At 67.1% G+C, this 25826-nt stretch carries 21 protein-coding genes and 1 pseudogene; 7 read left to right on the forward strand and 15 right to left on the reverse strand.

Annotation, left to right across the window (positions count from 1 at the left end; translation table 11 throughout):
* Positions 1–9 precede the first annotated feature (9 nt).
* The 3 genes from rsmD (at position 10) to ACFPOB_RS06170 (ending at position 1879) form a co-directional block, all read left to right on the forward strand.
* The gene (rsmD, locus tag ACFPOB_RS06160; RefSeq protein ID WP_377796748.1) at positions 10–570 is read left to right on the forward strand and encodes a 16S rRNA (guanine(966)-N(2))-methyltransferase RsmD; all 561 of its coding nucleotides are present in this window, start codon (positions 10–12) and stop codon (positions 568–570) included.
* 194 nt (positions 571–764) lie between these two features.
* A complete protein-coding gene (locus ACFPOB_RS06165; RefSeq protein WP_377796750.1) occupies positions 765–1508 on the forward strand; it encodes a hypothetical protein in 744 nt (247 codons plus the stop codon).
* The gene (locus tag ACFPOB_RS06170; protein WP_377796752.1) at positions 1505–1879 is read left to right on the forward strand and encodes a DUF2019 domain-containing protein; all 375 of its coding nucleotides are present in this window, start codon (positions 1505–1507) and stop codon (positions 1877–1879) included. Before ACFPOB_RS06165 ends, ACFPOB_RS06170 begins: the two co-directional genes overlap by 4 nt.
* A gap of 12 nt (positions 1880–1891) precedes the next feature.
* Here the strand turns inward: ACFPOB_RS06170 and mutL are convergent, their stop codons facing one another.
* The 8 genes from mutL to ACFPOB_RS06210 form a co-directional block, all read right to left on the reverse strand.
* Positions 1892–3706 (reverse strand): DNA mismatch repair endonuclease MutL, encoded by a 1815-nt coding sequence (mutL, locus tag ACFPOB_RS06175; RefSeq protein ID WP_377796754.1) that lies wholly within the window; start codon positions 3704–3706, stop codon positions 1892–1894.
* A 22-nt stretch (positions 3707–3728) separates the two neighbouring features.
* A complete protein-coding gene (locus tag ACFPOB_RS06180) occupies positions 3729–5021 on the reverse strand; it encodes a M16 family metallopeptidase (RefSeq protein ID WP_377796756.1) in 1293 nt (430 codons plus the stop codon).
* A gap of 53 nt (positions 5022–5074) precedes the next feature.
* A complete protein-coding gene (locus tag ACFPOB_RS06185) occupies positions 5075–6370 on the reverse strand; it encodes a M16 family metallopeptidase (protein ID WP_377796758.1) in 1296 nt (431 codons plus the stop codon).
* 144 nt (positions 6371–6514) lie between these two features.
* Positions 6515–7177 (reverse strand): hypothetical protein, encoded by a 663-nt coding sequence (locus tag ACFPOB_RS06190; protein ID WP_377796760.1) that lies wholly within the window; start codon positions 7175–7177, stop codon positions 6515–6517.
* A 138-nt stretch (positions 7178–7315) separates the two neighbouring features.
* On the reverse strand, positions 7316–7804 hold the full coding sequence (gene lspA / locus ACFPOB_RS06195; protein WP_377796762.1) for a signal peptidase II: 489 nt from the start codon (positions 7802–7804) through the stop codon (positions 7316–7318).
* The gene (ileS, locus tag ACFPOB_RS06200; protein ID WP_377796764.1) at positions 7801–10794 is read right to left on the reverse strand and encodes an isoleucine--tRNA ligase; all 2994 of its coding nucleotides are present in this window, start codon (positions 10792–10794) and stop codon (positions 7801–7803) included. The genes lspA and ileS overlap by 4 nt, the downstream gene beginning before the upstream one ends.
* Positions 10795–10988: 194 nt before the next feature.
* Positions 10989–11972 (reverse strand): bifunctional riboflavin kinase/FAD synthetase, encoded by a 984-nt coding sequence (locus ACFPOB_RS06205; protein ID WP_377796766.1) that lies wholly within the window; start codon positions 11970–11972, stop codon positions 10989–10991.
* Positions 11973–12047: 75 nt separating this feature from the next.
* The gene (locus ACFPOB_RS06210; RefSeq protein ID WP_377796768.1) at positions 12048–12491 is read right to left on the reverse strand and encodes a MaoC family dehydratase; all 444 of its coding nucleotides are present in this window, start codon (positions 12489–12491) and stop codon (positions 12048–12050) included.
* 281 nt (positions 12492–12772) lie between these two features.
* Between ACFPOB_RS06210 and ACFPOB_RS06215 the strand changes: the two genes are divergently transcribed.
* Positions 12773–13156, forward strand: coding sequence for a response regulator (locus ACFPOB_RS06215; protein ID WP_326873165.1), 384 nt, complete (start codon positions 12773–12775; stop codon positions 13154–13156).
* A 195-nt stretch (positions 13157–13351) separates the two neighbouring features.
* Here ACFPOB_RS06215 and ACFPOB_RS06220 read toward each other — a convergent pair whose 3' ends face one another.
* The 3 genes from ACFPOB_RS06220 to ACFPOB_RS06230 form a co-directional block, all read right to left on the reverse strand.
* A complete protein-coding gene (locus tag ACFPOB_RS06220; RefSeq protein WP_377796770.1) occupies positions 13352–14209 on the reverse strand; it encodes a TIGR01459 family HAD-type hydrolase in 858 nt (285 codons plus the stop codon).
* 81 nt (positions 14210–14290) lie between these two features.
* Complete coding sequence (locus tag ACFPOB_RS06225) at positions 14291–15742, reverse strand: EAL domain-containing protein (RefSeq protein ID WP_377796771.1); 1452 nt, start codon at positions 15740–15742, stop codon at positions 14291–14293.
* 144 nt (positions 15743–15886) lie between these two features.
* Complete coding sequence (locus ACFPOB_RS06230; protein ID WP_377796773.1) at positions 15887–17671, reverse strand: hypothetical protein; 1785 nt, start codon at positions 17669–17671, stop codon at positions 15887–15889.
* A 181-nt stretch (positions 17672–17852) separates the two neighbouring features.
* On the opposite strand from ACFPOB_RS06230, the gene aptA reads away from it, so the two are divergent.
* Positions 17853–19193 (forward strand): omega-aminotransferase AptA, encoded by a 1341-nt coding sequence (aptA, locus tag ACFPOB_RS06235; protein ID WP_377796775.1) that lies wholly within the window; start codon positions 17853–17855, stop codon positions 19191–19193.
* Between the two features lie 11 nt (positions 19194–19204).
* On the forward strand, positions 19205–19435 hold the full coding sequence (locus tag ACFPOB_RS06240; protein WP_377796777.1) for a methionyl-tRNA formyltransferase: 231 nt from the start codon (positions 19205–19207) through the stop codon (positions 19433–19435).
* Positions 19436–19456: 21 nt separating this feature from the next.
* Here the strand turns inward: ACFPOB_RS06240 and ACFPOB_RS06245 are convergent, their stop codons facing one another.
* Positions 19457–19951 (reverse strand): peptide deformylase, encoded by a 495-nt coding sequence (locus ACFPOB_RS06245; RefSeq protein ID WP_377796778.1) that lies wholly within the window; start codon positions 19949–19951, stop codon positions 19457–19459.
* Positions 19952–20048: 97 nt separating this feature from the next.
* On the opposite strand from ACFPOB_RS06245, the pseudogene ACFPOB_RS06250 reads away from it, so the two are divergent.
* Positions 20049–20253 (forward strand): annotated as a pseudogene (locus tag ACFPOB_RS06250) (hypothetical protein); the annotation flags it as partial.
* On the opposite strand, the gene ACFPOB_RS06255 reads toward ACFPOB_RS06250, so the two are convergent.
* From ACFPOB_RS06255 to ACFPOB_RS06265, 3 genes are all read right to left on the reverse strand, one after another.
* Positions 20220–22424 carry a 3-hydroxyacyl-CoA dehydrogenase NAD-binding domain-containing protein gene (locus tag ACFPOB_RS06255; RefSeq protein ID WP_377796779.1) on the reverse strand — a complete coding sequence of 735 codons (2205 nt, stop codon included), beginning with the start codon at positions 22422–22424 and terminating at the stop codon, positions 20220–20222. The pseudogene ACFPOB_RS06250 and the gene ACFPOB_RS06255 overlap by 34 nt on opposite strands.
* A 170-nt stretch (positions 22425–22594) precedes the next feature.
* The gene (locus tag ACFPOB_RS06260) at positions 22595–23803 is read right to left on the reverse strand and encodes an acetyl-CoA C-acetyltransferase (RefSeq protein ID WP_377796781.1); all 1209 of its coding nucleotides are present in this window, start codon (positions 23801–23803) and stop codon (positions 22595–22597) included.
* 147 nt (positions 23804–23950) lie between these two features.
* A complete protein-coding gene (locus ACFPOB_RS06265; protein WP_377796782.1) occupies positions 23951–25747 on the reverse strand; it encodes an acyl-CoA dehydrogenase C-terminal domain-containing protein in 1797 nt (598 codons plus the stop codon).
* Between the last annotated feature and the right edge of the window lie 79 nt (positions 25748–25826).

A 25826-nucleotide genomic window follows, 5' to 3' on the forward strand; every position in this document is an offset into this window, starting at 1 on the left:
GCCTGAGCCATGCGCATCGTCGGAGGGCGCTTCGGCGGCCGGTCTCTCGCCAGCCCGAAACCGGGAATCGGCGCGATCCGGCCGACCTCGGATCGCCTGCGGGAATCGCTGTTCAACGTGCTGGCGCATGGCCATGGCGATGCGGCCGACGGGGCGCGCGTGCTCGACCTCTTCGCCGGCACCGGCGCGATGGCGTTCGAGGCGCTCTCGCGCGGCGCAGCCTTCGCGCTCCTGGTCGATGACGGCGCCGAGGCGCGCGGGCTGATCCGCGAGAACCAGATGGCGCTGGGGCTCGCCGGCTATAGCCGCATCTTCCGCCGCGACGCGACCAAGCTCGGCCCGATCACCGGCATGGCGCCCTTCGACCTCGTCTTCTGCGATCCGCCCTATCGCAAGGGCCTGGGCGAGCGGGCCCTCGCCTCGGCGCGCGACGGCGGCTGGCTGGCGCCGGATGCGCTGGTGCTGCTGGAGGAAGCGGCGGACGCGCAGATCACGCTGCCGGACGGATTCGACGAGCTCGACCGGCGCGATTATGGCGAGACGCAGGTGCGGTTTTTGAAGGTGGTGTGAGACGGGTCATCCCGGACGGAGCGAAGCGGAGGTCCGGGATCCGTGCCTGGGCGTCCTCGATAAAGGTTCCGGAATGGGTCCCGGGTCTCCCTGCGGTCGCCCGGGACGACCACTAGAGCGGGGATGGAATGCAATCTTATCCCCGGCCCGATTTTCGCGCTTAATCTCCGTATCCGTCGCGGAGATGCGCACGGATGCTTCCTAAACAATCGCCTTCCCAATCAAGCCGCCCCACGCTGCTGAGCGCTCGCGCACTGGCCTGCCTCATCGCCGGCGAGCGCATGATGGCGGCTTTCGCTCGCCTGCAGGCGTTCGCCGAGAAGGCCGGCTTCAATCCCGATCAACCGCGTGTGCCTTCCGGAAATCCTGATGGCGGCCGATGGACGAGCGGCGAGGGGTCAGCGCAGGGTCGGCAGCCGGGCATCGGCGACAATGGCGGACCGAAACTCGATCCAGAAGAGCCGCCCAAGCAACCGCCGAAAGAGCAGGCGTCGCCCACCAAGGCAGGTAAGGCGATAGCGAAGCGGGTCGCGCAGCAGCTCCTGAGGTACGCCGGCCCGATCGGCGCTCTACTCACTGCGATCGAGCTTGCAGAGAACTACTCTCAAATCCCCTCGATCACGTCTTATCAGGATGCGCCGAAGACGCTTTCAGAACTCCAGCAGAATGCCGGCCAACGGCGCCCAGGCTATGAGGACCATCACATCGTCGAACAGGGAGCGGGTCGACACGAAGGGTTCTCGCGCTCACAAATCGATGGCGCCGATAATGTGGTCAGCGTGCCGAAATACAAGCATCATGAGATCACCGGCTGGTACAACCAGCCGAACAAGGACTTCGGCATGCAGACGCCTCGGAACTATCTGCGCGGAAAGGACTGGTCCGAGCATGTCCGGGTTGGGCATGAAGCGATGCGCACATTCAAGGTGCTGAAATGAGACAGCGAAAGAACTTAAAATCGCTATCGAACGCCGAAATCGTCAACCTCTTCGAACAGCTCTGCATCGAGCAATACGATGCCATGGAGGGTGATGAACAAGCGCGCGTCAATCGCCTGGTCTGGCGAATCCACGACCTTGAAATGGAGCTCAAGTCGCGCCCCGGCGATCAACGGTACGAACTCATGAGATTGTTCGGTCACCCGAATATGCAGGTTCGGCTTTCTGCTGCGCAAGCCAATCTCGCCGTGGACTATGCGTCTGCTCGGCGCGAGATTCAGGCGGTCAAAGATTCACAATGGTTTCCGCAAGCCGGCCACGCCGGTATGACTCTCTATTTTCTTGACACGGGAGAATCCAAACCAACGTGAATTTGGCTGATCTTATCTCCGCCCGAACAGCTTCTCGATATCGCTGAGCTTCAGTTCGACATAGGTCGGCCGGCCGTGATTGCACTGGCCGGAATTCGGCGTCGCCTCCATCTCGCGCAGGAGCGCGTCCATCTCCTCCGGCCGCAGGCGCCGGCCGGCGCGGACCGAATTGTGGCAGGCCATCGTCGCCAGCACATGGTCGAGGCGGCGCTCCAGCGAGCCGGCGTCGCCATGCTCGGCGAGAGCATCGGCGACATCGCGGACGATGCCCTGGAGATCGCCACCGGCGATGGCGGCCGGCGCCTCGCGGACCAGCACGGCCCCTAGGCCGAAGCTCTCGATGACCAGACCGAGCGAGGCAAGATCGGCAGCCGCGGCGTTCAGCCGGTCGGCATCGACGGGATCGAGCTCGACCACCTCGGGCAGGAGCATGGGCTGGCGGGCGATTCCGGCCTTGGCGCGCTCGGCCTTCAAGCGCTCATAGACCAGGCGCTCATGCGCGGCGTGCTGGTCGACGATCACCATGCCGTCGCGGGTCTGGGCGACGATATAGGTGCCGTGGACCTGGGCGCGGGCCGCCCCTAAAGGCCGGTCGAGCGCATCCTGCGGCGGCTCGGCGAGATGGGCGCGCGCATCTGCCGAAGGCATGGCGAGATCGGCGAAGCCGGCCTGCGTCGGCTGGGCTGAGGCTTCGGGCATGCACCAGTCGGCGATGCTGCCGAAGTTCGGGCGCTGGATCGTCGCCGGCCCGCCATTGCCGAAGCCGCCGCCCGAGAACACAGCGCGGAAGGCGTCGAGCGTGCGGGCGCCGCCGGTGGTGGTGGCGCGGTGGCCGGCGCCTGCCAAAGCCGCCTTGAGGCTCGAGACGACGAGGCCGCGCACCAGCGCCGGATCGCGAAAGCGAACCTCGCTCTTGGCCGGGTGGACGTTGACATCGACCACAGCGGGATCGCAGAGCACGTCGAGATAGAGCACCGGATGCCGGTCGGAGGGCACGACGTCGGCATAGGCGCCGCGCACCGCCGAGAGCAGCAGCTTGTCGCGCACCGGCCGGCCGTTGACCGCCATGTGGACGCCGGCCGAGGTGCCGCGATGAAAGGTCGGCAGGCCGGCGAAGCCGGAAAGCCTGACACCCTCGCGCTCGGTCTCGACCGGCAGGGCGTTCTCCGGGAAATCGCGCCCGAGCGCGCGGCCGAGACGGCGCAGATGGCCGTCATTACCGATCGGCTCGGCCGGCCAGTCGAAGGCGCCGGCATGCTCGCCCTCGAGCGAGAAGCGGACCTCGGGATGGGCGATGGCGAGCCGCCGCAGCATGTCGGAGACGGCCTGCGCCTCCGCGCGGTCGCTCTTCAGGAATTTCAGGCGGGCCGGGGTGAAGATGAAGAGGTCGCTGACCTCGATCCGGGTGCCGGGCGCTGCCGCCGCCGGCCTGACCGCCCCCTTGGCGCCGGCCTCGACCACGAGGGCGCAGCCCTGCGCCGCATCGCGCTGGCGCGTGGTGATCGAGAGCCGCGCCACCGAGCCGATCGAGGGCAGCGCCTCACCGCGAAAGCCGAGCGAGCGGATGGCGAAAAGGTCGCCATCGGGGAGCTTGGAGGTGGCGTGGCGCTCGACGCAGAGGGTAAGGTCGTCCGGGCTCATGCCGATGCCGTCGTCGACGACGCGGATCAACTCGCGCCCGCCGGCCCGGATGGTGACGGCGATGCTGGCAGCACCGGCATCGATCGCGTTCTCGACTAGCTCCTTCACCGCCGCGGCCGGCCGCTCGATCACCTCGCCGGCGGCGATGCGATCGACCAGGACGGGATCGAGACGGCGAATGCTCATGAGAGCTCCTCGGCCGGGAGCGTCAGACCAGCCCCACCGGCCGGCCGACGGCCTGGACGAGCAGCTTGCCCTCGCCGAACAGGCGCTGGGCGACGCGCCGGACATCGGCCAGCGTCACCGCGGCGAAGCGCTGGTTGCGGGTCTCGACGAAGTCCGGCTGCTCGCCGCGGATCGCAAGGCCGAGCAGTTCGCCCGCGATCTTCGGCGAGGTGTCGAAGCGCAGCGAATAGGAGCCGATCAGATAGCGCTTGGCCTCCTCGACCTCGTGCTCGCTCGGCCCTTCGGTCACGAGCTTGGCGATCTCCTCGCGGATCACGCTCATCGATTCGGCGACGCGGTCGTTGCGGGTCGAGGTGCCGCCGACGAGGAAACCGGTCTGGCGCAGCGGCATCAGGCTGGAGGAGACGCCATAGGCGAGGCCGCGCTTCTCGCGGACTTCCATGAACAGGCGCGAGGTGAAGGCCGAGCCGCCGAGGATATGGTTCAGCACGGTCGCAGCGATGAAATCCGGATCGTGCCACATCAGCCCGGGACCGATGAAGCGCAGCACTGTCTGCGGCACGTCGAGATCGACAATATGGGTCGCGCCCAGCCCCGCGATCGGCAGCGGCGCAGCCGGCTCGACGCGCGGCGCACCGGCCGGCAAGGCGCCGAACAGGTCATCGAGCCGCGCCGCCAGCTCGCTCGCGGTGATGTCGCCGACAGCAACGACCTTAAGGCCGCCACGGGTGAAGAGTTCGCGCGTCAGCGCCTTCAGGCCCTCGGCCTGAAGCCCGCCGACGCTGGCCACGTCGCCGCGCTCCGGACGGCCATAGGGGTGAGCGGGAAAGGCTGCGGCAAAGAGCGCGTTGCGGCAGATGACGTCCGGGTTCTGCGCCTGACGCTGCAGCCCCGCGATCACCTGCGCCTTGACCCGCGCCACCGCGTCGGCGTCGAAGCGCGGCGCGTTGAGGGCGAGGCCGAGCAGTTCGAAGGCGACCTCGCGATGCTGCGACAGGGTCTGGAGCTGACCGTGGAAATCGTCGCGGCGGGCGTCAAAGGAGAGGTTGATGGCGTGATCGGCCAACCGGCCCTGGAAGGCCTCGGCGTCGAGGTCCCCGGCGCCCTCGTCGAGCAGGCCGGAGATGAGATTGGCACTGCCGGCGGCATCGGCCGGGTCGCGATTGGCGCCGCCGTCGAAGGCGAAGTCGAGCGCGAGCAGCGGCAGGCTGTGCTCCTCGACCAGCCAGGCCTCGACGCCGCAGGCAGCTGTGACGCGCTGGACAGCGAGCGAGGGGCCGGGGGCGGCGGTGGCGGGAGCGAGAGAATGGGTCATCGGCAATCCTCGACGGCAGGCCGGAGCCCACCCGTAATGACGTCAGCGCAGTGTCAGGCGGCGGCCGGCACGAGCAGCCCGGTGACCGAGCGGTTGGGCCTGAGATAGCGTCGGACCACCTCGGTGACCTGCTCACGCGTCACCGCCTCGATGCGCTGCGGCCAGAGCAGCACGTCCTCGACGGTCTCGCCGACAGCCAGCGCCGAGCCGAAGATGCGGGCGAGCGAGGACTGGCTGTCGCGGGCAAACACCGTCTCGGCGACGAGGCGGGTGCGGGCGCGGGCAAGTTCGAGCTCGGTCGGCCCCTCCGCGATGAAGGCGGCGAGCGCCACATCAAGCCCGGCTTCGAGCGCCGCCATCTCGACGCCCGGGCGCGGGCTGACCGAGAGCTGGAAGGCGGAACGATCGACCATCGAGCCCATGAAATAGGCGCCGGCGCCGGCAGCGAGCTCCTCTTCGACGCAGAGCTTGCGGTAGAGCCGCGAGGTCGTGCCGCCGCCGAGGATCTCGGCCGCGAGTTCGAGCGCGAAGGCTTCGTCGCGCTGCGGCGAGACATAGGTCGGCGCCAGCCAGGCCCGGCGCAGCGAGGGCTGCTGCACGCGCGGATCGGCGAGGGCGACGCGGCGGGCGGCGCGCGGCTCCGGCTCGGCCGGGCGCTTTCGAACCGGGGCCTCGCCGCGGCCGGGGATGATACCATAGGTCTCTTGCGCCAGGCGCAGCACCTCGGCCGGCTCGACATCGCCGGCAACGACCAGGATGGCGTTCTCCGGCGTGTAGAAGCGCTGGTAATAGGCGAAGGCGTCGTCGCGCGAGAGCTCCTCGATCTCGTGCTCCCAGCCGATGATCGGCGTGCCATAGGGATGGTGGGCGTAGAGCGCGCTGGAGAACTCCTCGCCGAGCTGGGCGGCCGGGTCGGCGTCGACGCGCATGCGCCGCTCCTCCAGCACCACGTCGCGCTCGGGCGCGACCACGGTTTCGTCGAAGGCCAGGCCGGTCATCCGGTCGGCCTCATAGTCCATCATCGCGCGCAGATGCTCCTTCGGCACGCGCTGGAAATAGGCAGTGTAGTCGTAGGAGGTGAAGGCGTTCTCCTGGCCGCCATAGCTGGCGACGATCTTCGAGAATTCGCCGGCCGGCCATTTCGCCGTGCCCTTGAACATCAGATGCTCGAGGAAATGGGCGATGCCCGACTTGCCGGCCGGATCATCGCCGGAGCCGTTGCGATACCAGACCATATGGGTGACGACGGGCGCGCGGTGGTCGGGCGCAACCACGATCTGGAGCCCGTTGGCGAGCTTGTAGGATTCGACCTGATTGGCTGCGGTGGCGGGAGCGGCGTGAACCGTCATGGTCGGGGAAAGCTCCTGCAGGGATCGCGACGTCTAGAAACGAACCGGCCCGGGCCCGCCTGGACCCGAGCCGGAAAAAGGCTCCTGCTCTAGATAATCCGGCCGCGGCGGAAAACCAACGCGCGCCGGACGATCGCTTGCAGCCTATTGGTTCTCGTAGACCTTCTTGCCGACAAGGAACTCGCGCTGGCCGACCGCCTGCTTGTCCTCGCGCGGACCGGTCTGGCCTGGGCCTAGCGCCGCAGTCGCCGCTGGACGGCGGTAGCCGGTCGGCGGCTCGTGCAGATAACGACGGGCCGGCTCGGTGCCATATTGCAGATTGGAGGTATCGGTCTGGGCTTGGCGAGCCGCCATCTCGCGGCCGACGCGGATCGGCTGGATCTGGTTGTTGTAGTTGCTGTGGTCGGGAACGATGCCGTCCGGACCGTTGGGAGTCCCGGCGACGCGGCCGCGGCGCAGCTCGTCCTGCGTCAGCAACGGCCTGGTGTTGGCGCGGTAGGACTCGCTGTTCTGGAACAGGATGTTGGAACTGTCGCGGTCGGCCCGGCGGCGGGCGACGTCCGGATCATCGGGCCAGGCGGCGCTGCGATTGGCGCCGGCCTCTTGCGGCCTGGGCAGGCTCGAAGACGGCGGCACCACCAGCGGGGCGCGCTGCTTGTACTCGATGTCCGCCTTGTCGGTGCCGAACAGGCCGAAGCCCTTCACCAAATTCTGGAAGAGCATGCCTTCCTGGGCGAAAGCAGGGCTCGCCGCCAGCAGCAGGCTGCCGGCGAGCAGCATGTGCGAAGCGCGGATCCGATAAGCCATTTCACCTCTCCATACGGACATCTGCCGGCGTCATGCCCGATCGACGCGGCAAAAGCATGGCGGGCCTTTTAACCCATATCCGGCAAAACGGGGAGCCCTTTTGCCAGATTGCCACAAATCGCCTGTGGCCAGCCGGTTTCAGACCGTCTTGGAACGATTGGCGCCGGGCCGCAACGACTCATAGAGCAGGCCGAGCACGCCGAAGACGATCGCCGCATCGGCGATGTTGAAGATGTACCAACTGAAGCTGCCGACATGGACATGCACGAAGTCGACGACGGCGCCGTAGACCATGCGGTCGAGCCCATTGCCGAGCGCGCCGCCGATGATGAGAGCAAGACTCACCACCGTCAGCCTGTCGTCGCTGCGCCACATCCAGCGCCAGAGCCAGACCGCCGCGACGATCGAGAGCACGACCAGTGCCCAGCGGCCGATGTCGGTCGATTGCTGGAACAGGCCGTAGGAGATGCCGCGATTCCAGGCGAGCACGATCTCCAGAAAGGAGGCGAGCTGGAACGGCCCCTCTTCGGCGAGCTTCAGGCCGAAGAGCAGCCAAAGCTTCAGCGCCTGGTCGAGCACGAAGGTCAGCGCGACGATCAGGGCGCCGAGGCGGCGCGCCGGGGTCATGCTGCGCGCCCGAGCTCGCGCAGCGCCTGGGCGTCGCGCGGCGTCACCTCGGGGAAGCCGGGCTCGGCCGTCGCCGGGTCGAAATACTTCCACGAGCGGGCGCATTTGATGCCGGCAGCGCGCGCCGGCACCACCGAGACCCCGGGCACGTCCGGCAGGCGGAAGGCCTCGGCCGGCCCCTCCCCTTCCGCGATCGTCGCGCCGGAGGTGATGCAGATCTCGGCGAGGTCGAGCCCGCTCAGCGCCGCGCGCAGATCCGGATCGGCGATGTGGACGATGGGCGCGGCCTCCAGCGAGGAACCGATGCGCTTTCCGGCGCGCTCCAGTTCGAGCGCGCCGGTGACGACGCGGCGCACGCGCCGGACCTTGGCCCAGCGCTCGGCCAGCTCGGGATCGAGCCAGGCCGCGTCGGCCTTGGCGAAGAGTTCAAGATGAACGGAGCCGTCGTCCGCCTTCACCTGCGGATAGCGGTCGAGCCAGGCTTCCTCGGCAGTGAAGACCAGGATCGGCGCGAGCCAGGTCGTCAGGCAGCGGAAGAGATGGTCGACGACGGTGAGCGCGCTCTTGCGGACATGGCTGGAACGCGGGTCGCAATAGAGCGCGTCCTTGCGCACGTCGAAATAGAAGGCCGAGAGCTCGGTGTTCATGAACTGCGAGAGCAGATTCACCACCTTCTTGTAGTCATAGGTGCGGTAGGCCTCCTCGACCTGCGGGCCGAGCTCGGCGAGACGGTGCAGCATCAGCCGCTCCAGCTCCGGCATCGAGGCTGGATCGGAAACGCGGATCGCCTCGTCGAAGTGGGCGAGCGTGCCGAGCATCCAGCGCATGGTGTTGCGCAGCTTGCGATAGGTCTCGACGAAGGTCTTGAGGATCTCCTTGCCGATGCGCAGATCGTCGGAATAGTCGGCCGCCGCGACCCAGAGACGCAGGATGTCGGCGCCGCTGTCCTTGATCACGTCCTGCGGGGCGGTGACGTTGCCCTTCGACTTCGACATCTTCTCGCCCTTCTCGTCGAGACAGAAGCCGTGGGTCAGGACCACGTCGTAGGGGGCCCGGCCGCGGGTGCCGCAGCTTTCGAGCAAGCTCGAATGGAACCAGCCGCGATGCTGGTCCGAGCCTTCGAGATACATCACCTTGTCGCGGCCGCCATCGACGATGCGATGGGTCTTGAGATCGGCGCGCTTCTCCAGGGTGAAGGCATGTGTCGAGCCTGAATCGAACCAGACGTCGAGCACGTCGGTGACTCGCTCGAACCTGGCCGGATCGTAACCATAAGGCTTGAGGAAGCGCCCACCGTCGGTGTCGGTGAACCAGGCATCGGCGCCCTCCTGCTCGAAGGCCTCGGCGATCGCGGCGTTGACCTTGGCGTCGACCAGGATCTCCTTGCTCTCCTTGTCGACGAAGACGGTGATCGGCACGCCCCAGGCGCGCTGGCGCGACACCACCCAGTCCGGCCGGTTGGCGATCATGCCGTTGATGCGGTTCTCGCCGGCGGCGGGAACCCATTGGGTCTCCCTGATCGCCTTCAGCGCGCGGTTGCGCAGCGTGTCGGCATTGCCGCCGGCGGTCGGTGCCGGCGCCGCCGGATCGGGCGCGCCGGCCTCGCCATAGGGCTTGTCCATGGCGATGAACCATTGCGGCGTATTGCGGAAGATCACCGGCTTCTTCGAGCGCCAGGAATGCGGATATTGATGCTTGAGGCGCCCGCGCGCGACGAGGTTGCCGCTGGCGGCGAGCGCCTTGATCACGACCTCGTTGGCGTTGCCCTTCTCGCCCTTGTCGGTGATGACCTGCGCGCCTTCGAAGCCCGGAGCCTCTTTGGTGAAGCGGCCATCGGCATCGACGGTATAGGGAATACGGGTCTCGATGCCGCGCTCGGCCAGCATGCGGCCATTGGCCATCCAGACGTCGAAGTCCTCGCGGCCATGGCCGGGCGCGGTATGGACGAAGCCGGTACCGGCATCGTCGGTGACATGGTCGCCGTCGAGCAGCGGCACATCGAACTCGTAGCCCTGGCCGCGCAGGGGATGAGCGGTCGCGAGACCGGCGAGATCGGCACCGCTGACGTCGCGCTCCAGCTCATAGACCTCGACCTTGGCGGTCTTGAACAGCGCTTCAGCGAGGTTCTTGGCCAGCACATAGCGCGCACCGACCTTGGCCCAATTGCCTTCCGGCGCGGCCGTCACCCGATAGAGGCCGTAGGCGATCTTGTTGTGGAACGAGATCGCGCGGTTGCCCGGGATCGTCCAGGGCGTGGTCGTCCAGATCAGCACCGATGCGCCGGCGAGCGGTCCGGAGCCGAGAACCGGGAACGCCGCGAAGATCGTATCGCTGGTGTGCTCCTCGTATTCGACCTCGGCCTCGGCCAGCGCGGTCTTCTCGACCACCGACCACATCACCGGCTTGGAGCCGCGATAGAGCATGCCGTTCTCGGCGAACTTCATGATCTCGCGGGCGATCTGCGCCTCGGCGCCGAAGGCCATGGTCAGATAGGGATCGTCCCAGTCGCCCTCGACACCGAGACGCTTGAACTCGGTGCGCTGGATGTCGACCCATTTCTCGGCGAAGACGCGGCATTCCTTGCGGAACTCGACGACATCGACGTCGTCCTTGTTCAGGCCCTTGGCGCGATACTGCTCCTCGATCTTCCACTCGATCGGCAGGCCGTGGCAGTCCCAGCCCGGCACGTAGTTGGAGTCGTAGCCGAGCATCTGCTGCGAGCGCGTCACCAGGTCCTTCAGCACCTTGTTGAGCGCATGGCCGATATGGATGTTGCCGTTCGCATAGGGCGGGCCGTCATGCAGGACGAAGCGGTCGCGGCCCTGCCCGGCCTCGCGCAGCTTGCGGTAGAGGTCCATTTTCGCCCAGCGGGCGAGCAGCTCGGGCTCGCGCTGCGGCAGGCCGGCGCGCATCGGGAATTCCGTCTGCGGCAGGAACAGGGTCTGCGAATAGTCGGTGGTCTCGGGCTTCTCGGCGGTCTTGTCGGTCATGATCCGGCTCGGCGGTGCGGATGGCGCCTCGGCATGCGGTGCGGCGCCCATCCTGGAGATGTCACGGGGAAGCGATCGTCGTCCCGGCCTGCGCAAGCGCCCGCGCTATCAGCGCAGGGCGGCAGCCGGGCCGGTAATTCGCAGGGGCGTAACGAAGTGCAGAGCGGACATGAGCGGCTTCTAGCAAAGCGTCGTCACAGAAGGAAGGCCGGCGTCGCCGCCAGGATGCCGCGCGCCCGTGCGCTGTCGGCATCCATCTGGACGATCAGCGCATCGAGCGTATCGAACTTCGCCTCGCCGCGCAGGAAGGCGACGAAGGCGACGTCGACGGTCCTGCCATAGAGATCGCCGGAGAAATCGAAGACGAAGGTCTCGAGCCTGGGCGCGCCGTCGTCGAAGGTCGGCCGGCTGCCGAAGCTGGCGACGCCGTCGCGCCAGACGCCATCTATCTTCATGCGGACCGCGTAGATGCCGAAGCGCAGGCGGCAATCACGGGCGAGATGCATGTTGGCGGTGGGATAGCCGAGATCGCGGCCGCGCTTGTCGCCATGGGCGATTTCGCCGCGGACGAACCAGGCCCGGCCGAGCAGCGCCTCTGCATGGCCGACATCGCCGGCTTCGAGCGCGGTGCGCACCAGCGTCGAGGAGACTGGCTCGCCCTGGAAGGCGAAGGGCGGCACGACAGCGACCGGAATGCCGGCATGGCCGGCGCGCGCCTGCAGCATCTCGGGCGAGCCGGTGCGGCCCTTGCCGAAATGGAAATCATAGCCGCAGACGAGCCCGGCGGCGCCAAGCTGGCCGAGCAGGAGCTCGTCGACGAAAGCCTCCGCCGGAATGGCGGCGACCGCGCGATCGAAGGGCACGACGAAGCTGGGCGTGAGCCCGAGGCCGGCGAGAAGCGCGACCTTGATCGGCTCCGGCGTCAGCCGGAAGACCGGCTGCTCGGGGCGGAAGACGGTTCGCGGATGCGGCTCGAAGGTCAGTGCCGCGGCGCCGGTCCCCTGCGCCGCCGCCATTTCACCGGCGACGCGCGCCAGCTCGGCATGGCCGCGATGAACGCCGTCGAAATTGCCGAGCGCCAGCACCCGGCCGCGCAGATCGGCCGGCACCGGCTTGCCGGGTTCGAGGACGAAGGCGGGCGGCGCATCAGGTCGCGCGGCCTCGGACGATGAGGTCATGGAACGCTAGGTCGCGCCGGGAAGCCCCGGCCAGCGCCGTGTTTGGCCCCAAGCGGCCGGGAGCGTCAAGGCAGTTCAGCCTTGCGCTGCGCGCGGCAGCGCGACCCAGGCCTCGCCTTCGAGCACCGCCTTGCCGTCGACCAGGCATTCGCAGAACAGCCGGGCCCGGCGCCGCTCCGGCACCAGCTCGGCCACCTCGACGCGGGCGGTGACGACATCGCCGATCTTCACCGGAGCGAGGAAGTTCAGCGTCTGCGAGAGATAGACCGCGCCCGGCCCGGGCAGGCGCGTGCCGAGCAGAGCCGAGACCAGGCTCGCAGTCAGCATGCCATGGGCGATGCGCTGGCCGAACTTGGTGTTGGCGGCATAACGATCGCAGAGATGGATCGGATTGGCGTCGCCCGAGAGGTCAGCGAAGAGCGAGATGTCGCGCTCCATCACTGTGCGCATCAGGCTTTCGCACTGGCCGACGACCAGATCCTCGAAAGCGTGAACATGATAGAGCGTGCTGGTCATCATTGGTCGCTCTTCGCAATTGCAGCACGGCCGCAGGACCGCACGCACTCAGAATCGAGACGGGAGCGTCCCATAGTTCGCTGCGTTGCACCATTGAACTTTGGTGCCTGTTGGCGTGTTTCCCCGTCCGCCAAAGGTCGTATGCCGCTGGGTCACTTCGAGACCGGATTAACGGCTTTGAAACGCCGAGCCGCTATCACAATTGACCCAAGGTCGCTGCTCTGCGAGAGCGGCGCGCGTCGGTGTCGCTGGGCGCCGCGGACTACTGGCTTGGAGCGCCGTCAATGGCTGTCGACCCGTCAATGCCGATCCTGGTGGTGGACGACTATCAGACGATGGTCCGGATCATCCGTAATCTCCTGAAGCAGCTCGGCTTCGAGAATGTCGACGACGCCTCCGACGGCAATGCCGCGATCGCCAAGATGCGGGACAAGAAATACGGGCTGGTGATCTCCGACTGGAACATGGAGCCGATGACCGGCTACGAGCTGCTGCGCCAGGTGCGCAACGAGGACGCCATCGCCGAGACACCCTTCATCATGGTGACGGCGGAATCGAAGACCGAGAACGTCATCGCCGCCAAGAAGGCCGGCGTGAACAACTACATCGTCAAGCCGTTCAACGCGCAGACGCTGAAATCGAAGATCGAAGCCGCCTGCGCGGCGTGAGCTTTCAGCCGCGCGCCGATCTCCATCTCTCCTTCACCGTCTTTCCGGGGCAGGCCGCAGGCCTGAGCCCGGAATCCATGACCACCGGGACGTGATCAAGGAGGCGCACGCATCGACGCGCCTTCGCGAAAGCCAACTGTGTTCATGGATTCCGGGCTCAACGCTTCGCGCCGGCCCGGAAAGACGGCGCACACCCTACCAGGCCAGATGCGGCATGGCATAGTTCGGCCGATGACTCTGCCGGGCGAACCAGCCCTGCAGCGCCTCGTCCGACAAGCCCGCCATCTCCTCGGCATGGATGCCGGCGACGCACATCAGCGAAGCCAGGCCGTATTGCGCCGCGCCGGCGATATCGGTGCGGATCGCGTCGCCGATCGCCAGGATGCGCGCCTTCTCGACGGTCTCGCCGCGTAGCTCCTGCCCCAGACGAATGGCGAGGTCGTAGATCGGTGCATGCGGCTTGCCGGCATAGATCACCTCGCCGCCGAGCTGCTCATAGGCGACGGCGAGCGAGCCGGCGCAGGGCACGATGCGCCCGCCGCGATCGACGACGAGGTCTGGATTCGCACAGATCAATGTCAGCTTCCGCCGGGCAAAATCAGCAAGCTGTTCGGCATAGCTCTCGGCCGTCTCGGTCTCGTCGTCGAACAGGCCGGTGCAGAGAACGTAATGAGCCTCGGCCGGGCCGACGCGCGGCGCATCGAGCCCGGCCATCAGCGGCAGGTCGCGCGGCGGGCCGAGATGATAGAGCGGCTCGCCGGCTCGGTGGGCGATCAGGTCGCGGGCGACGTCGCCGGAGGTGACGATGGCATCAAAGGCGTCGCCGGGCACGCCGAGCTTGCCGAGCTGAACCGCGATCTCCGAGCGTGGACGCGGCGCATTCGAGACCAGCACGACAGTGACGCCGCCGGCGCGCATCTTGGCCAGGGCATCGCAGGCCGCGGCGAAGGGCGCAACGCCGTTATGGACTACGCCCCAGATGTCGCAGAGGCACAGCTCGTACTGGTCGATGACGGCGGAAACGCCGGACAGCAGGCGGGGCGAGAACGGCACGGGCGAACTCCTGTCGGACAAGCGCCGCCTGTCTACGCGGCTTCGCCGGCGCAGGCCAGCACTTCGGTCCTGACAAAAAGATCAGGCGGTGGCGCGGCGCAGGATGTCGCGGAAGGGAACGCGCTTGACCTCAGGCGGCGACGCCATGGCGGGGTGCTCGACCACCTCGGCGGAGACAGGCGGCGCCATGGCGGCAGCGGGCTTCGGAGCAGGAGCGGCCTCCGGCTGCGGCTCGGCGAAGACTTCGGGCCTCACAGGTCGCGGCGGCGAGAAGACGATGCCCTGGCCGAAGCCGATGCCGAGATCGAGCATGTCGGCGACCATCGGATCGTCCTCGACCTCCTCGGCGACGAGCTGGATCGAGCCGCGGGCGAGCTGGACGGCGATATCGCCCGCCGCGATGTCGGCGAGCTTGCCGCCACGCGCCTCGGCCAGCAGCAGCGCCGCCGAGACCTTGACGAAGCGCACGCCGCGATCATGCAGCGACACCGGATCGAAGCGCAGGTCGGCGACATGGTCGAGTGCGAAGCGCACGCCATTGGCCGACATGGCGCCGAGCAGGCCGAGGCTCGACGGCTCCAGCGCCCGGAAGACGCGCTGCGGCACCTCGATGACGAGATTGCCGACGTGATCGTGATATTTCTCCAGGATGCGCGACAGCGCCGCCAGTGCGCGCGACGAGCCCCAGGTCGCCGCGCTGAAATTGCAGGAGACGAAGAGTTCGCCCGGCTTGCTGCCGAGATGGCGGGCGATGGCGAGCGCACGTGTGAGCACGAGCGCATCGAGTGTCGGGCCGAAGCCCCGCTCCTCGACCGTGGTCAGGAATTCGGAGGGGAGCAGCAGCGTCTTCTCGTCGAGCCTCAGCCTGACGAGCGCTTCATAGCCGCGCGTGCGGCGCTGCGGCAGGCTGACGATCGGCTGAAGATGGACCTCGACCTGGCCCTTCGCCAAAGCTTCGCTGATCAGGGCGGCGCGCTCCTCGGCGGCGCGGCGTTGCGCCGCCTCGGCCGGGTCGTGCCGTGTCGCAATCAGAGGCTCCGGAGCACGTGGCTCAACGCGCTCGGGGACCAGTGCGGCGATCCGCGCAGGCTGCTGCGGTGGTGGATTGGCGAGCCGGCCCTCGATCCGGCTGAGCTGGTCGTCATGCTCGCCCAAGGTCGTCGCGACCTGCTGCAGGAGATCGCCAAGCAGGCCAACCTCGGCGGTGAGCTCGTGGAGCATCGCCTTGGCCGGGGCGGCATCGGCTTCGCCCATCGGCATTTGGTCGAGGCGCTTGGCCATCGAGTCGACGCGGATGGCATTGGTCGCGAGCCGGACCTTGACCTCGCCGATCGCGGCGAGCAGCTGCTCGCGCTCGCGCACGCCGTTCCGGCGCGCCAAAGCCGCCGCCCCGGCGAGGCCGAGCCCGGCGCTCAGCAGGCCGAGCGCATTGGCGAGGTTTCCAGGCAGGAGCAAGATAGCGGCGGCGCCCAGCGAAAAGCCGGCGACGCCGCTGGCGGCCGGAGAGAGAGCGCTGAGGCGGATGCGAGCCAAGGGCTGAAATCGCGCAAGAGGTGAAAGGGAACGCGACGCTACGAATCAGCTGCGACCACCGCAGAATAGCGGCCTGATTCAGCGACTGCGAGCGCTATCGAAAGACCGCGCGCGAACGCGTCCCCAAGGACGACCGGCTTCGGCCTAGCGTGGCTGCAGCCCGGCCTCGCCGATCGCGGCCAGAATGCGGTCGACGACCACCGGGGAGAAGCCCTTGCGGGTCAGATAAAGGCGCCCATCAAGGGCGAAGAGCGGCTCGGCCTGGCCGAGCAGCCGCTGGGTTTCCTCGAGCTCGAGGCGATCTCCGGCGGCGGCGCTCGCCACTGCGCGAGCAACGAGGGCAAGCGGCGTTTCTTCCCCCTTGAGCAAGGCAGCCTGATTGTCGGCAAGCTTGGTCGCGCCGCTCAGATAGGCCGCAAAGTAAAGAAAGACGTCGTACCAGGACGGGCGGCCATTGCTCAGCGCAGCGGCGCGCTCGAGTAAGGGCAACCCTTCCGACGCCCGGCCGAGCTGGACGTAGCGCGCCCCGAGATCAGCCATGATGTCGGGATCGTAGGGATTGCGCGTCAGCGCCTCCCGGCCGGATTTGAGCGCCTCCTCCGTCATGCCACGCAGGAATTGCGCCTCCATCAGCGCCTGGTGCGCTCGCGCGCTCGCAGGCGCCAGCCTCACGGCATTGACCGCTGCTGCGAGGGCCCGGTCGAGCGCCGAACCCGGGCGCGGATTCAGGCCCGAGGCGTACTCATCCGCCGTGAGCAGCGCCAGGTGCGACCAGGCCGGGTGGAAGTCGGAATCGCGCGCGACCAGCGAGTCGAGGCAATTGCGCGCGGCGAGATGCTCGTCCTCCTTCATGTGCCGACGGAAATTGAGCGCTTGATAGATGCAGGTGACCCCGGGCGGCAGCGTCGCCAGCCGGAAGTCGGCGTGCAGGATGCCGTAGGGCTGGGCGAGCCGGATCGCGACCCGCTGCGCCAGCTTGCGCAGTTCGATGCCGTCGCTCACGGCCGCGAGACTCCGCTCGCCGGATGTCGTCCAGACGACGCGCCCTTCCTTGGCGGCGCTGAGCCGGGCGAAGCCCTCGACCTTGTCGCCGGCCCTTGCGGTATTGAGCGTCAGGACATAGTCGGCCCCTTCCTCCGGCCTCAGCGCCATGCCGGGGGTCTTGACGACGAGCAGGTCGTCAAAACGGGCCATGGTGTCGACGAGATGGCGCATGAACAGCCGCGCCGCGTCCTCGACCGCGGGATCGACGATGTCGCCGGCGATCACCACGGCGATCACGGGCAGGCTCGCAGGCGCCGCGACCGGTTCGGCGGGCTGGGCTGAAGCGAGCTGGTCGGGCGCAGCGGGTGTCGCGGCGGGCCGCGGCGCGTGCATCCCAGCGCTCGGCGTCCCTACGCCCGGTTCCGGCCTGGGACCGGCAAGGCGCCAGACGGCGAAGGCGATCAAGGCAGGCAGCGCGAGGAGCAAGACCGTATAGGCCCAAAACCGCGGGCGCCCTGCCGCCGGTGGAAGCGGTGTCGCCGGCTCTGCAGCTGGCGACGCCGCGTCAGGCCCGGGAAAGTCGGACCGCGTGAAGCTCGGCACATAAGCGCCGACAGGAATCGTGATCCGCACGGGATCGCGAACGCCCTCGGCCGCGAAGTAGAGATGGAGCGCCTTGCGCAGGCGCCCTGCCTCGACGCGCACGATCGGGTCCGATTGCGGGTCGAACTCGGCGGGGCGGCCGAACGCCTCGACCGCGATGGTGTAGCCCTTCAGCTCGCCGGAGCGACCGGCCAGCGCCTGCTCAACGACATAGCTCAGGAAGGCGGTCAGCTGTGGCGCGCTGCGAAAGATGTCAGATGCGAGGACGCGGTCGAGCTGCGCGCGGATCTCCTCCGGCGCGATCGTGCCGCTTCCGTCCCGACCGGCAACGCCTTCAGTCATTGGGGCGTAGTCCAGTGTTACCCCCTTGTTGAGACTACGCCAGAAACGACGTTACGTCACCTGCTCCAGGCGGTGGGCCGCCGCTCACCGGACGCAGGCATGCCCCGAGCCGATGCGGATTTACAGCCCCGACCGCGCTGCTAGGTTGAGGAAGCTTTAAAAAACTAAATGGGACCGGACCATGACCTCTGCGCCGCGCGCCATCAGCGCCCCGAACGATCTCGAAGCCTACTGGATGCCGTTCACGGCGAACCGGTCGTTCAAGCAGAATCCGCGCATGGTCGCCCGGGCAGAAGGCATGTTCTACTACACCCCCGAGGGCAAGCCGGTGATGGACGGCACCGCCGGGCTCTGGTGCTGCAATGCCGGCCATGCCCGCGAGCCGATCATTGAGGCGATCCAGGCGCAGGCGCGCGAGCTCGACTACGCCCCGTCCTTCCAATACGGCCATCCCAAGGTCTTCGCCGCCGCCGCCCGCATCGCGGCGCTGGCGCCGGGCGATCTCGACCATGTCTTCTTCGCCGGCTCGGGCTCGGAAGCGGCCGACTCGGCCCTCAAGATCGCCCTCGCCTACTGGAACGTCTCGGGCAAGGGCTCGAAGACCCGGCTGATCGGCCGCGAGCGCGGCTATCACGGCGTCGGCTTCGGCGGCATCTCGGTGGGCGGCATGGTCAACAACCGCAAGTTCTTCGGCGGGCTTTTGACCGGCACCGACCACATCTCCCACACCTATGACCGCGAGAAGCAGGCCTTCAGCAAGGGCGAGCCGGAGTATGGCGCGCATTTCGCCGATGATCTCGAGCGCATCGTCGCCCTGCACGACGCCTCGACCATCGCTGCGGTGATCGTCGAGCCGATGGCGGGCTCGACCGGCGCGCTGCCGCCGCCGAAAGGCTATCTCAAGCGGCTGCGCGAGCTCTGCGACAAGCACGGCATTCTTCTGATCTTCGACGAGGTCATCACCGGCTTCGGCCGTCTCGGCTTCGCCTTCGCCGCCGAGCGCTATGGCGTGATCCCCGACATGATCACCTTCGCCAAAGGCGTCACCTCCGGCACGGTGCCGATGGGCGGCGTGATCGTGCGCAAGCACATCTACGATGCCTTCATGAAAGGCCCCGACAACGTCATCGAGCTGTTCCACGGCTACACCTATTCCGGCCATCCGCTGGCGGCAGCGGCTTGCCTCGCGGCGCTCGACATCTATCGCGAGGAGGGCCTGTTCGAGCGCGCCCGGGCGATGGAGGGGGCGTGGGCCGATGCGGTGATGAGCCTGAAGGGCGAGCCGAACGTGGTCGACATCCGCACGCTCGGCCTGGTCGGCGCCGTCGATCTCGCGCCGCGGGCCGAGGGCGTCGGCAAGCGCGGCTACGAGGTGATCGAGCGCGCCTTCCACGAGGAAGGGCTGATGATCCGCACCGCCGCCGACACGATCGCCTTCTCGCCACCGCTTATCATCACGGAGGCCCAGGTCGAGGAGCTTATCGGCAAGCTGCGCCGGACGATCCGGGCTGTGGCGAACTGACAGCGCTCGTCATGGCACGTATCGAAAAGTTTGAGATCGGGCCGAGCGATGGCAGCGTGCACCCCAGCAAGGTGCACGCTCGTGTCAAAGTCTTTGGTGGTGGGCCAGACGGCCCTATTGTCCAAATCGACACCTTTGGCTCGGCTGACCGAGAAATCCCCGGGAAGCTGAGTCAGACAATCCAGTTGGACAAGACCACAGGTCGAGAGCTTTTGGCGATTCTGCAGCGAGCCTACGGTTGACCTAACGCGCCGACAGGTCGCTCACCCCCGCCGCAGCTTGTTGTAGCGCGCCACCAGCCTGTCGCGCTTCAGCCGCGACAGGCGGTCGATCCAGAAGATGCCGTCGAGCTGGTCGATCTCGTGCTGGTGGCAGATGGCGAGCAGGCCGTCGGCATCCTCGCTTTGCTCCTTGCCTTCCAGATCCTGATAGCGCACGCGGACATGGGCATGGCGCTCCAGTTCGTCGTTGACGCCCGGCATCGAGACGCTGCCCTCGGTATGGCGGACGGTCTCGCGGGAGACCTGGTCGAGCTTGGGATTGGCATAGATGCGGACGTCGCCGGGCGTCAGCTCCAGCACGACGAGCCGCGAGAGCACGCCGACATGCGGCGCGGTGATGCCGATACCGGGTGCTGCCCGCATCGTGTCGAGCAGGTCTTCCGCGAGCGCGCGCAGATCGGCATCGAACCGCGTGACCGGTGGAGCAGGTAGCCGCAGGCGCGGATCGGGAAAGCTCAGGATCGGTCGAACGGGCATCGCAGTCTTGTCATGCGCTCCCCAGTTGGAGCGTCATCGCCAATACAGCGTAGCGATCCTGATGGATGCGCTCCACATCCATCAGGTTGCCACCATGCATCTGGCGACCGGCGAGCTGGTCGAAGTGATGCCGGAGCACAGGGCGGAGCCGATGCCGGTCGCCCTGCTCTATCCGCCCCGGCAATCCGCCCCGGCAGCACTTGTCGCGCCGCCACAAGGTCTTCGCCGACTGGCTGGAGCCGCTCCTGAGGAGCGGCTCTTCGCCTGATCAGGCCGCGGCCTTCTTCTCGGCAGCGCCATAGAAGGTGTCGCCGGTCTTGGCCATGCGCTTCAGCAGCCGGTTCGGCTTGAAGCGCTCGCCATGCTTCTTGGCCAGCCCCTCGCAGAGCTTCACGAAGGCGGCCGCGCCCATATTGTCGATATAGCTCAGCGTTCCGCCCGAGTAGGGCGCGAAGCCGAAGCCGATGATCGAGCCGACATCGGCCTCGCGCGGATCGGTGACGACGCCTTCCTCATAGGTCTTGGCCGCTTCGAGCGCCTGCGTGACCAGCAGGCGGTGCTTCAGCTCATCCATATCCACCTTTTCGGGGTGGATATGGATGGAGACGAGATCGGCGAGACCGGGCCAGAGCCGCTTCGGGCCGGCTTCCGGATAGTCGTAGAAGCCCTTCTTGTTCTTGCGGCCGAGGCGGCCATGCTTCTCGACCATCTCGTTGAGCAGCTTCTCCTGCGCCGGGTCGACCGAGCCCTCGCCCAGCTGCGCCTTGGTCGCCTTCAGCACCTTGTAGGCGAGATCGACCGCGACCTCGTCATTGAGCGAGAGCGGGCCGACCGGCATGCCGGCCTGCTTGCCGGCGGCCTCGATCATCGCCGGCGGCACGCCTTCCATCAGCATGAGGTGACCCTCGCGGATGTAGTTGCCGACGCAGCGATTGGCGTAGAAGCCACGGGTATCGTTGACCACGATCGGCGTCTTCTTGATGGCGCGGACGAAGTCGAGCGCCATGGCGAGCGCCTTCTTGCCGGTCTTCTTGGCCATGATGATCTCGACCAGCAGCATCTTCTCGACCGGCGAGAAGAAGTGGATGCCGATGAAATTCTTCGGGCGCTCGCTGTGCTCGGCGAGGCCGGTGATCGGCAGCGTCGAGGTGTTGGAGCCGAAGATGGTCTTGGGGCCTACCACGGCCTCGACCTTGGCGATGACCTCGGCCTTGACCTTGGGGTCCTCGAAGACCGCCTCGACGATCAGGTCGCAGCCCTTGAGGTCGGCATAGTCGGCGCTGGCCTTGATGCGGCCGAGCAGCGCGTCGCGATCGGCGGTCTTGGCTCTGCCCTTGGTGATCTGGTCGGTGACCAGCTTGTGCGAATAGGCCTTGCCCTTCTCGGCCGCCTCAACATCCCTGTCGACTAGTACCACCTCGATACCCGCATTGGCGGTGACATAGGCGATGCCGGCGCCCATGAAGCCGGCGCCGACGACGCCGACCTTCTTCAGCTTCGAGGCCGGGACATCGGCCGGGCGGCGGGCGCCCTTGTTAAGCTCCTGCATCGAGACGAAGAGCGAGCGGATCATCGAGGCCGCCTCCTTCGTCCGCAGGATTTTTGCGAAATAGCGGCTCTCGACCTTGAGGGCGAGGTCCATCGGCAGCTGCAGGCCTTCATAGACCGCGCTCAGGATGGCGCGGGCGGCCGGATAATTGTCGTTGGTCTCGCGGCGATAGATCGCGTTGGCCGGCGGCCAGATCTGCATGCCGGCCGGCGAATGCACCTTGTTCGAGGGCAGCTTGAACTTGGGGTCTTCCCAGGGCTGCTTCGCCTGCGGGTTGGCCTTCAGCCATTCCTTGGCCGCGGCGACGATCTGGTCACGCGGCAGGACCGCATGGACGAGGCCCATATTGCGGGCCGGCAGCGCCTTGATCTGGTCGCCCTTGAACATCATCTGCAGCGCGTCGCCGGTCTGCATCAGGCGCGAGACGCGCTGGGTGCCGCCGGCGCCGGGGAACAGCCCGACCTTGATCTCGGGCAGGCCGACGCGGGTCGAGGCATCGTCGGAGACGACGCGGAGCTGGCAGGAGAGCGCGAGCTCGAAGGCGCCGCCGAGGCAGACGCCATGGATCGCCGCCGCGAACGGCTTCCCGCAGGTCTCGAGCTTACGATAGAGCAGCGAAAGCTTGCGGCTCTCGTCGAAGAAGCGCTGCATCGCGATCTGCTCGCCCTGCTCCTTGGCGAGCTTGACATAGAGGTCGCGCAGGCCCTGCAGCATGGTGAGGTCGGCGCCGCCGGAGAAGGCTTCCTTGCCGGAGACGATGACGCAGCCCTTGATCGCCTCATCCGAGGCGACCTTGTCGACGATCTTGTCGAGCTCTTCCATCACCTGCGGGGTGATGACGTTCATCGAGCGCTCGGGCATGTCCCAGGTCAGGGTGGCGATGCCGTCGGCGTCGGTCTCGAAGCGGAAATTGGTGAGGTTCATCTGAAATCCTCCCTCGTCATTCCGGGGCCGAGCGAAGCGAGGAGCCCGGAACCCATGAACACGACATGTCATGGTGATTTGCGGCGGTAGCCGTTGCGCCTCTTCCGCATCGGCCAGTGGTCATGGGTTCCGGGCTCGGGCCTTCGGCCCGCCCCGGAATGACGGCGGTGCTAGACCCGTTCGATGATGGTGGCGACGCCCATGCCGACGGCGACGCAGAGCGTGACCAGCGCGGTCTGCTTGTTCGTCCGCTCCAGCTCGTCGAGCACGGTGCCCAAAATCATCGCGCCGGTGGCGCCGAGCGGGTGGCCCATGGCGATGGCGCCGCCATTGACGTTGAGCACGGCGTCGTCGATGTCGAAGGCCTGCTGGTAGCGCAGCACGACCGAGGAGAAGGCCTCGTTCAGCTCGAACAGGTCGATGTCCTTCGGCGTCATCCCGGCCTTCTTCAGTACGAGCTCGGTGACGTCGACCGGGCCGGTCAGCATCAGGGCGAGGTCGGAGCCGGTCGTGGCGAAAGCCTTGATGCGGGCGCGGGGCTTCAGGCCCGCGGCCTTGCCGGCCTTCTTCGAACCGACCAGCACGGCGGCGGCGCCATCGACGATGCCGGAGGAGTTGCCGGCATGGTGGACATGGTTGACGAACTCGACATCCGGGTGCGCCGCGGTCGCGACCGCATCGAAACCGCCCATCTCGCCCATCTGGACGAAGGAAGCCTTGAGCGAAGCAAGCGCCTGCATGTCGGTGTTCGGCCGGATGGTCTCGTCACGGTCGAGGATGATCAGCCCGTTGACGTCGGTGACCGGGATCACCGAGTTCTTGAAGCGGCCCTCTTCCCAGGCCTTGGCGGCGCGCTTGTGCGAGCGCACGGCATAGGCGTCGACATCGTCGCGCGAGAAACCATATTTCGTCGCGATCAGATCGGCCGAGACGCCCTGCGGCATGAAATAGGTGTCGATGGCGACGGATGGATCGACGGCGATGCCGAAGCCCGAGGCGCCCATGCCGATGCGGGACATGCTCTCGACGCCGCCGCCGATCGTCATCTCCTTCTGGCCGGACATCACCTGCGCCGCGGCGAGGTTCACCGCGTCCAAGCCCGAGGCGCAGAAGCGGTTGATCTGCACGCCCGGCACCTCCTTGCCGTAGCCGGCTTTCAGCGCGACCGTGCGGGCGATGTCGGCGCCAGCCTCGCCGACCGGGTCGACGCAGCCATAGACGACGTCCTCGACCAGCTTGGGATCGAGATTGTTGCGCTCCTTGATGGCGCGCAGGGTCTGCGTGCCGAGTTCGATCGCGGTGACTTCGTGGAGCGAACCGTCCGCCTTGCCCTTGCCGCGCGGCGTCCGGACGTGATCGTAGATGAAGGCGTCTGCCATGGGTGAAGGCCTCCGGGCTGGCCGCGAATGCGGCTCGTTTTCCTGCCGGACGTCATGGTCGGGCTTGACCCGACCATCTCGTCATCCAGCGAACTCATCAAGAGATGCTCGGGTCAAGCCTGAGCATGACGTGCGTGCTATGCGTGTTCAGAACTGCTCGGCGCTCAGCGCCATGATGGCGTCCGAGCCCGAGGTGATCCGCGCCAGATGCGCGGCGGTCTCAGGCAGCGAGCGCTCCATGAAGAAGCGAGCGGTGACGAGCTTGGCGTTCATGCGCTGGGCCTGGCCATTGGCGCCGGCCTTGAGCTTCTCCTGCGCGACCTTGGCCATCTTCGCCCACATATAACCGAGCGAGACCAAGCCGAGCAGGTGCATGTAGTCATGCGCGCCGGCGCCGGCATTGTCCGGCTTGGCGAGCGCGTTCTGCATGAACCACATCGTCGCCTGCTGGAGATGGCCGAGCGAAGCGGCGAGCGAGACCAGGAGCGGCTTCAGCGCCTCGTCGCCCTCGTTCTCCTTCACGAAAGCGCCGACCTCGTTGAAGAAGGCCATGATGGCGCGGCCCCCATCGCGGCCAAGCTTGCGGCCGACCAGGTCCATCGCCTGCACGCCGTTGGCGCCCTCGTAGATCATGGCGATGCGGGCATCGCGAACGAACTGCTCCATGCCCCATTCGGCGATGTAACCATGGCCGCCATACATCTGCTGGGCCTTCACCGCATTGTCGAAGCCGACATCAGTGAGCACGCCCTTGAGCACCGGCGTCATCAGGCCGAGCTGGTCGTCGGCGGCTTTGCGCTCGGCCTCATCGCCGGAGCGATGGGCAACGTCAGACTTGATCGCGTTCCAGATGACGAAGGCGCGGGCCGCTTCGTTGAAGGCCTTGATCGACATCAGCGTGCGGCGCACGTCCGGATGGACGAAGAGCGGATCGGCCGGCTTGTCGGGGTTCTTGGCGCCGGTCAGGGCCCGGCCCTGCAGACGGTCCTTGGCGTAGGCGACGGCGTTCTGATAGGCGACCTCGGACTGGGCCAGGCCCTGGATCGCGACGCCGAGGCGCGCCTCGTTCATCATCACGAACATGGCGTTGAGGCCCTTGTTCTCGGCCCCGACCAGCCAGCCCTTCGCACCGTCATAGTTCATGACGCAGGTCGAATTGCCGTGAATGCCCATCTTGTGCTCGATCGAGCCGCAGGACACCTTGTTGTTCGCGCCGACCGAGCCGTCGGCGCCGATCTCGTTGCGCGGCACGACGAAGAGCGAGATGCCCTTGACGCCCTGCGGCGCGCCCTCGATGCGGGCGAGCACGAGGTGGATGATGTTCTCGGTGATGTCCTGCTCGCCGGCCGAGATGAAGATCTTGGTGCCGGTGATCGCGTAGGAGCCGTCGCCGTTCGGCACGGCCTTGGTCTTGATCAGGCCAAGATCGGTGCCGCAATGCGGTTCGGTCAGGTTCATCGTGCCCGACCAGGTGCCCTCGGCCATCTTCGGCAGATAGGTGCGCTTTTGTTCGTCCGTACCATGGACATAGAGCGCCGCCATCGCGCCCATGGTCAGGCCGGGATACATCGAGAAGGCCATGTTCGCCGAGGAGGAGAACTCGTTCATGATGGCGCCGAGCGTATAGGGCAGGCCCTGGCCGCCATATTCGGGATCCATGGCGAGACCGATCCAGCCGCCCGCGGCATAAGCCTCATAAGCCTGCTTGAAACCCTTCGGCGTCGTCACCGAGCCATCGGCATTGCGCTTGCAGCCTTCCTGGTCACCGGAATGGTTGATCGGCTGGAGAACTTCCTCGCAGAGCTTGGCGCCCTCGCCGAGCACAGCCTCGATCAGATCCGGTGTCGCCTCGGCGAAGCCCGGGAGGTTGTTGTAGCGCTCGAACTGGAAAACGTCGTTGAGCAGGAACAGCGTGTCCTCGACAGGCGCCTTGTAGACCGGCATCGCATCCTCCCTGGCGTTTCGTGCAGCCTTGATGACGAAGCTTGCCGGCTCGATATGACAGCGGCGCTTCGAGATAGTT

This window comes from Allobosea eneae, from assembly GCF_042657265.1.
Classification (GTDB): Bacteria; Pseudomonadota; Alphaproteobacteria; order Rhizobiales; family Beijerinckiaceae; genus Allobosea; species Allobosea eneae.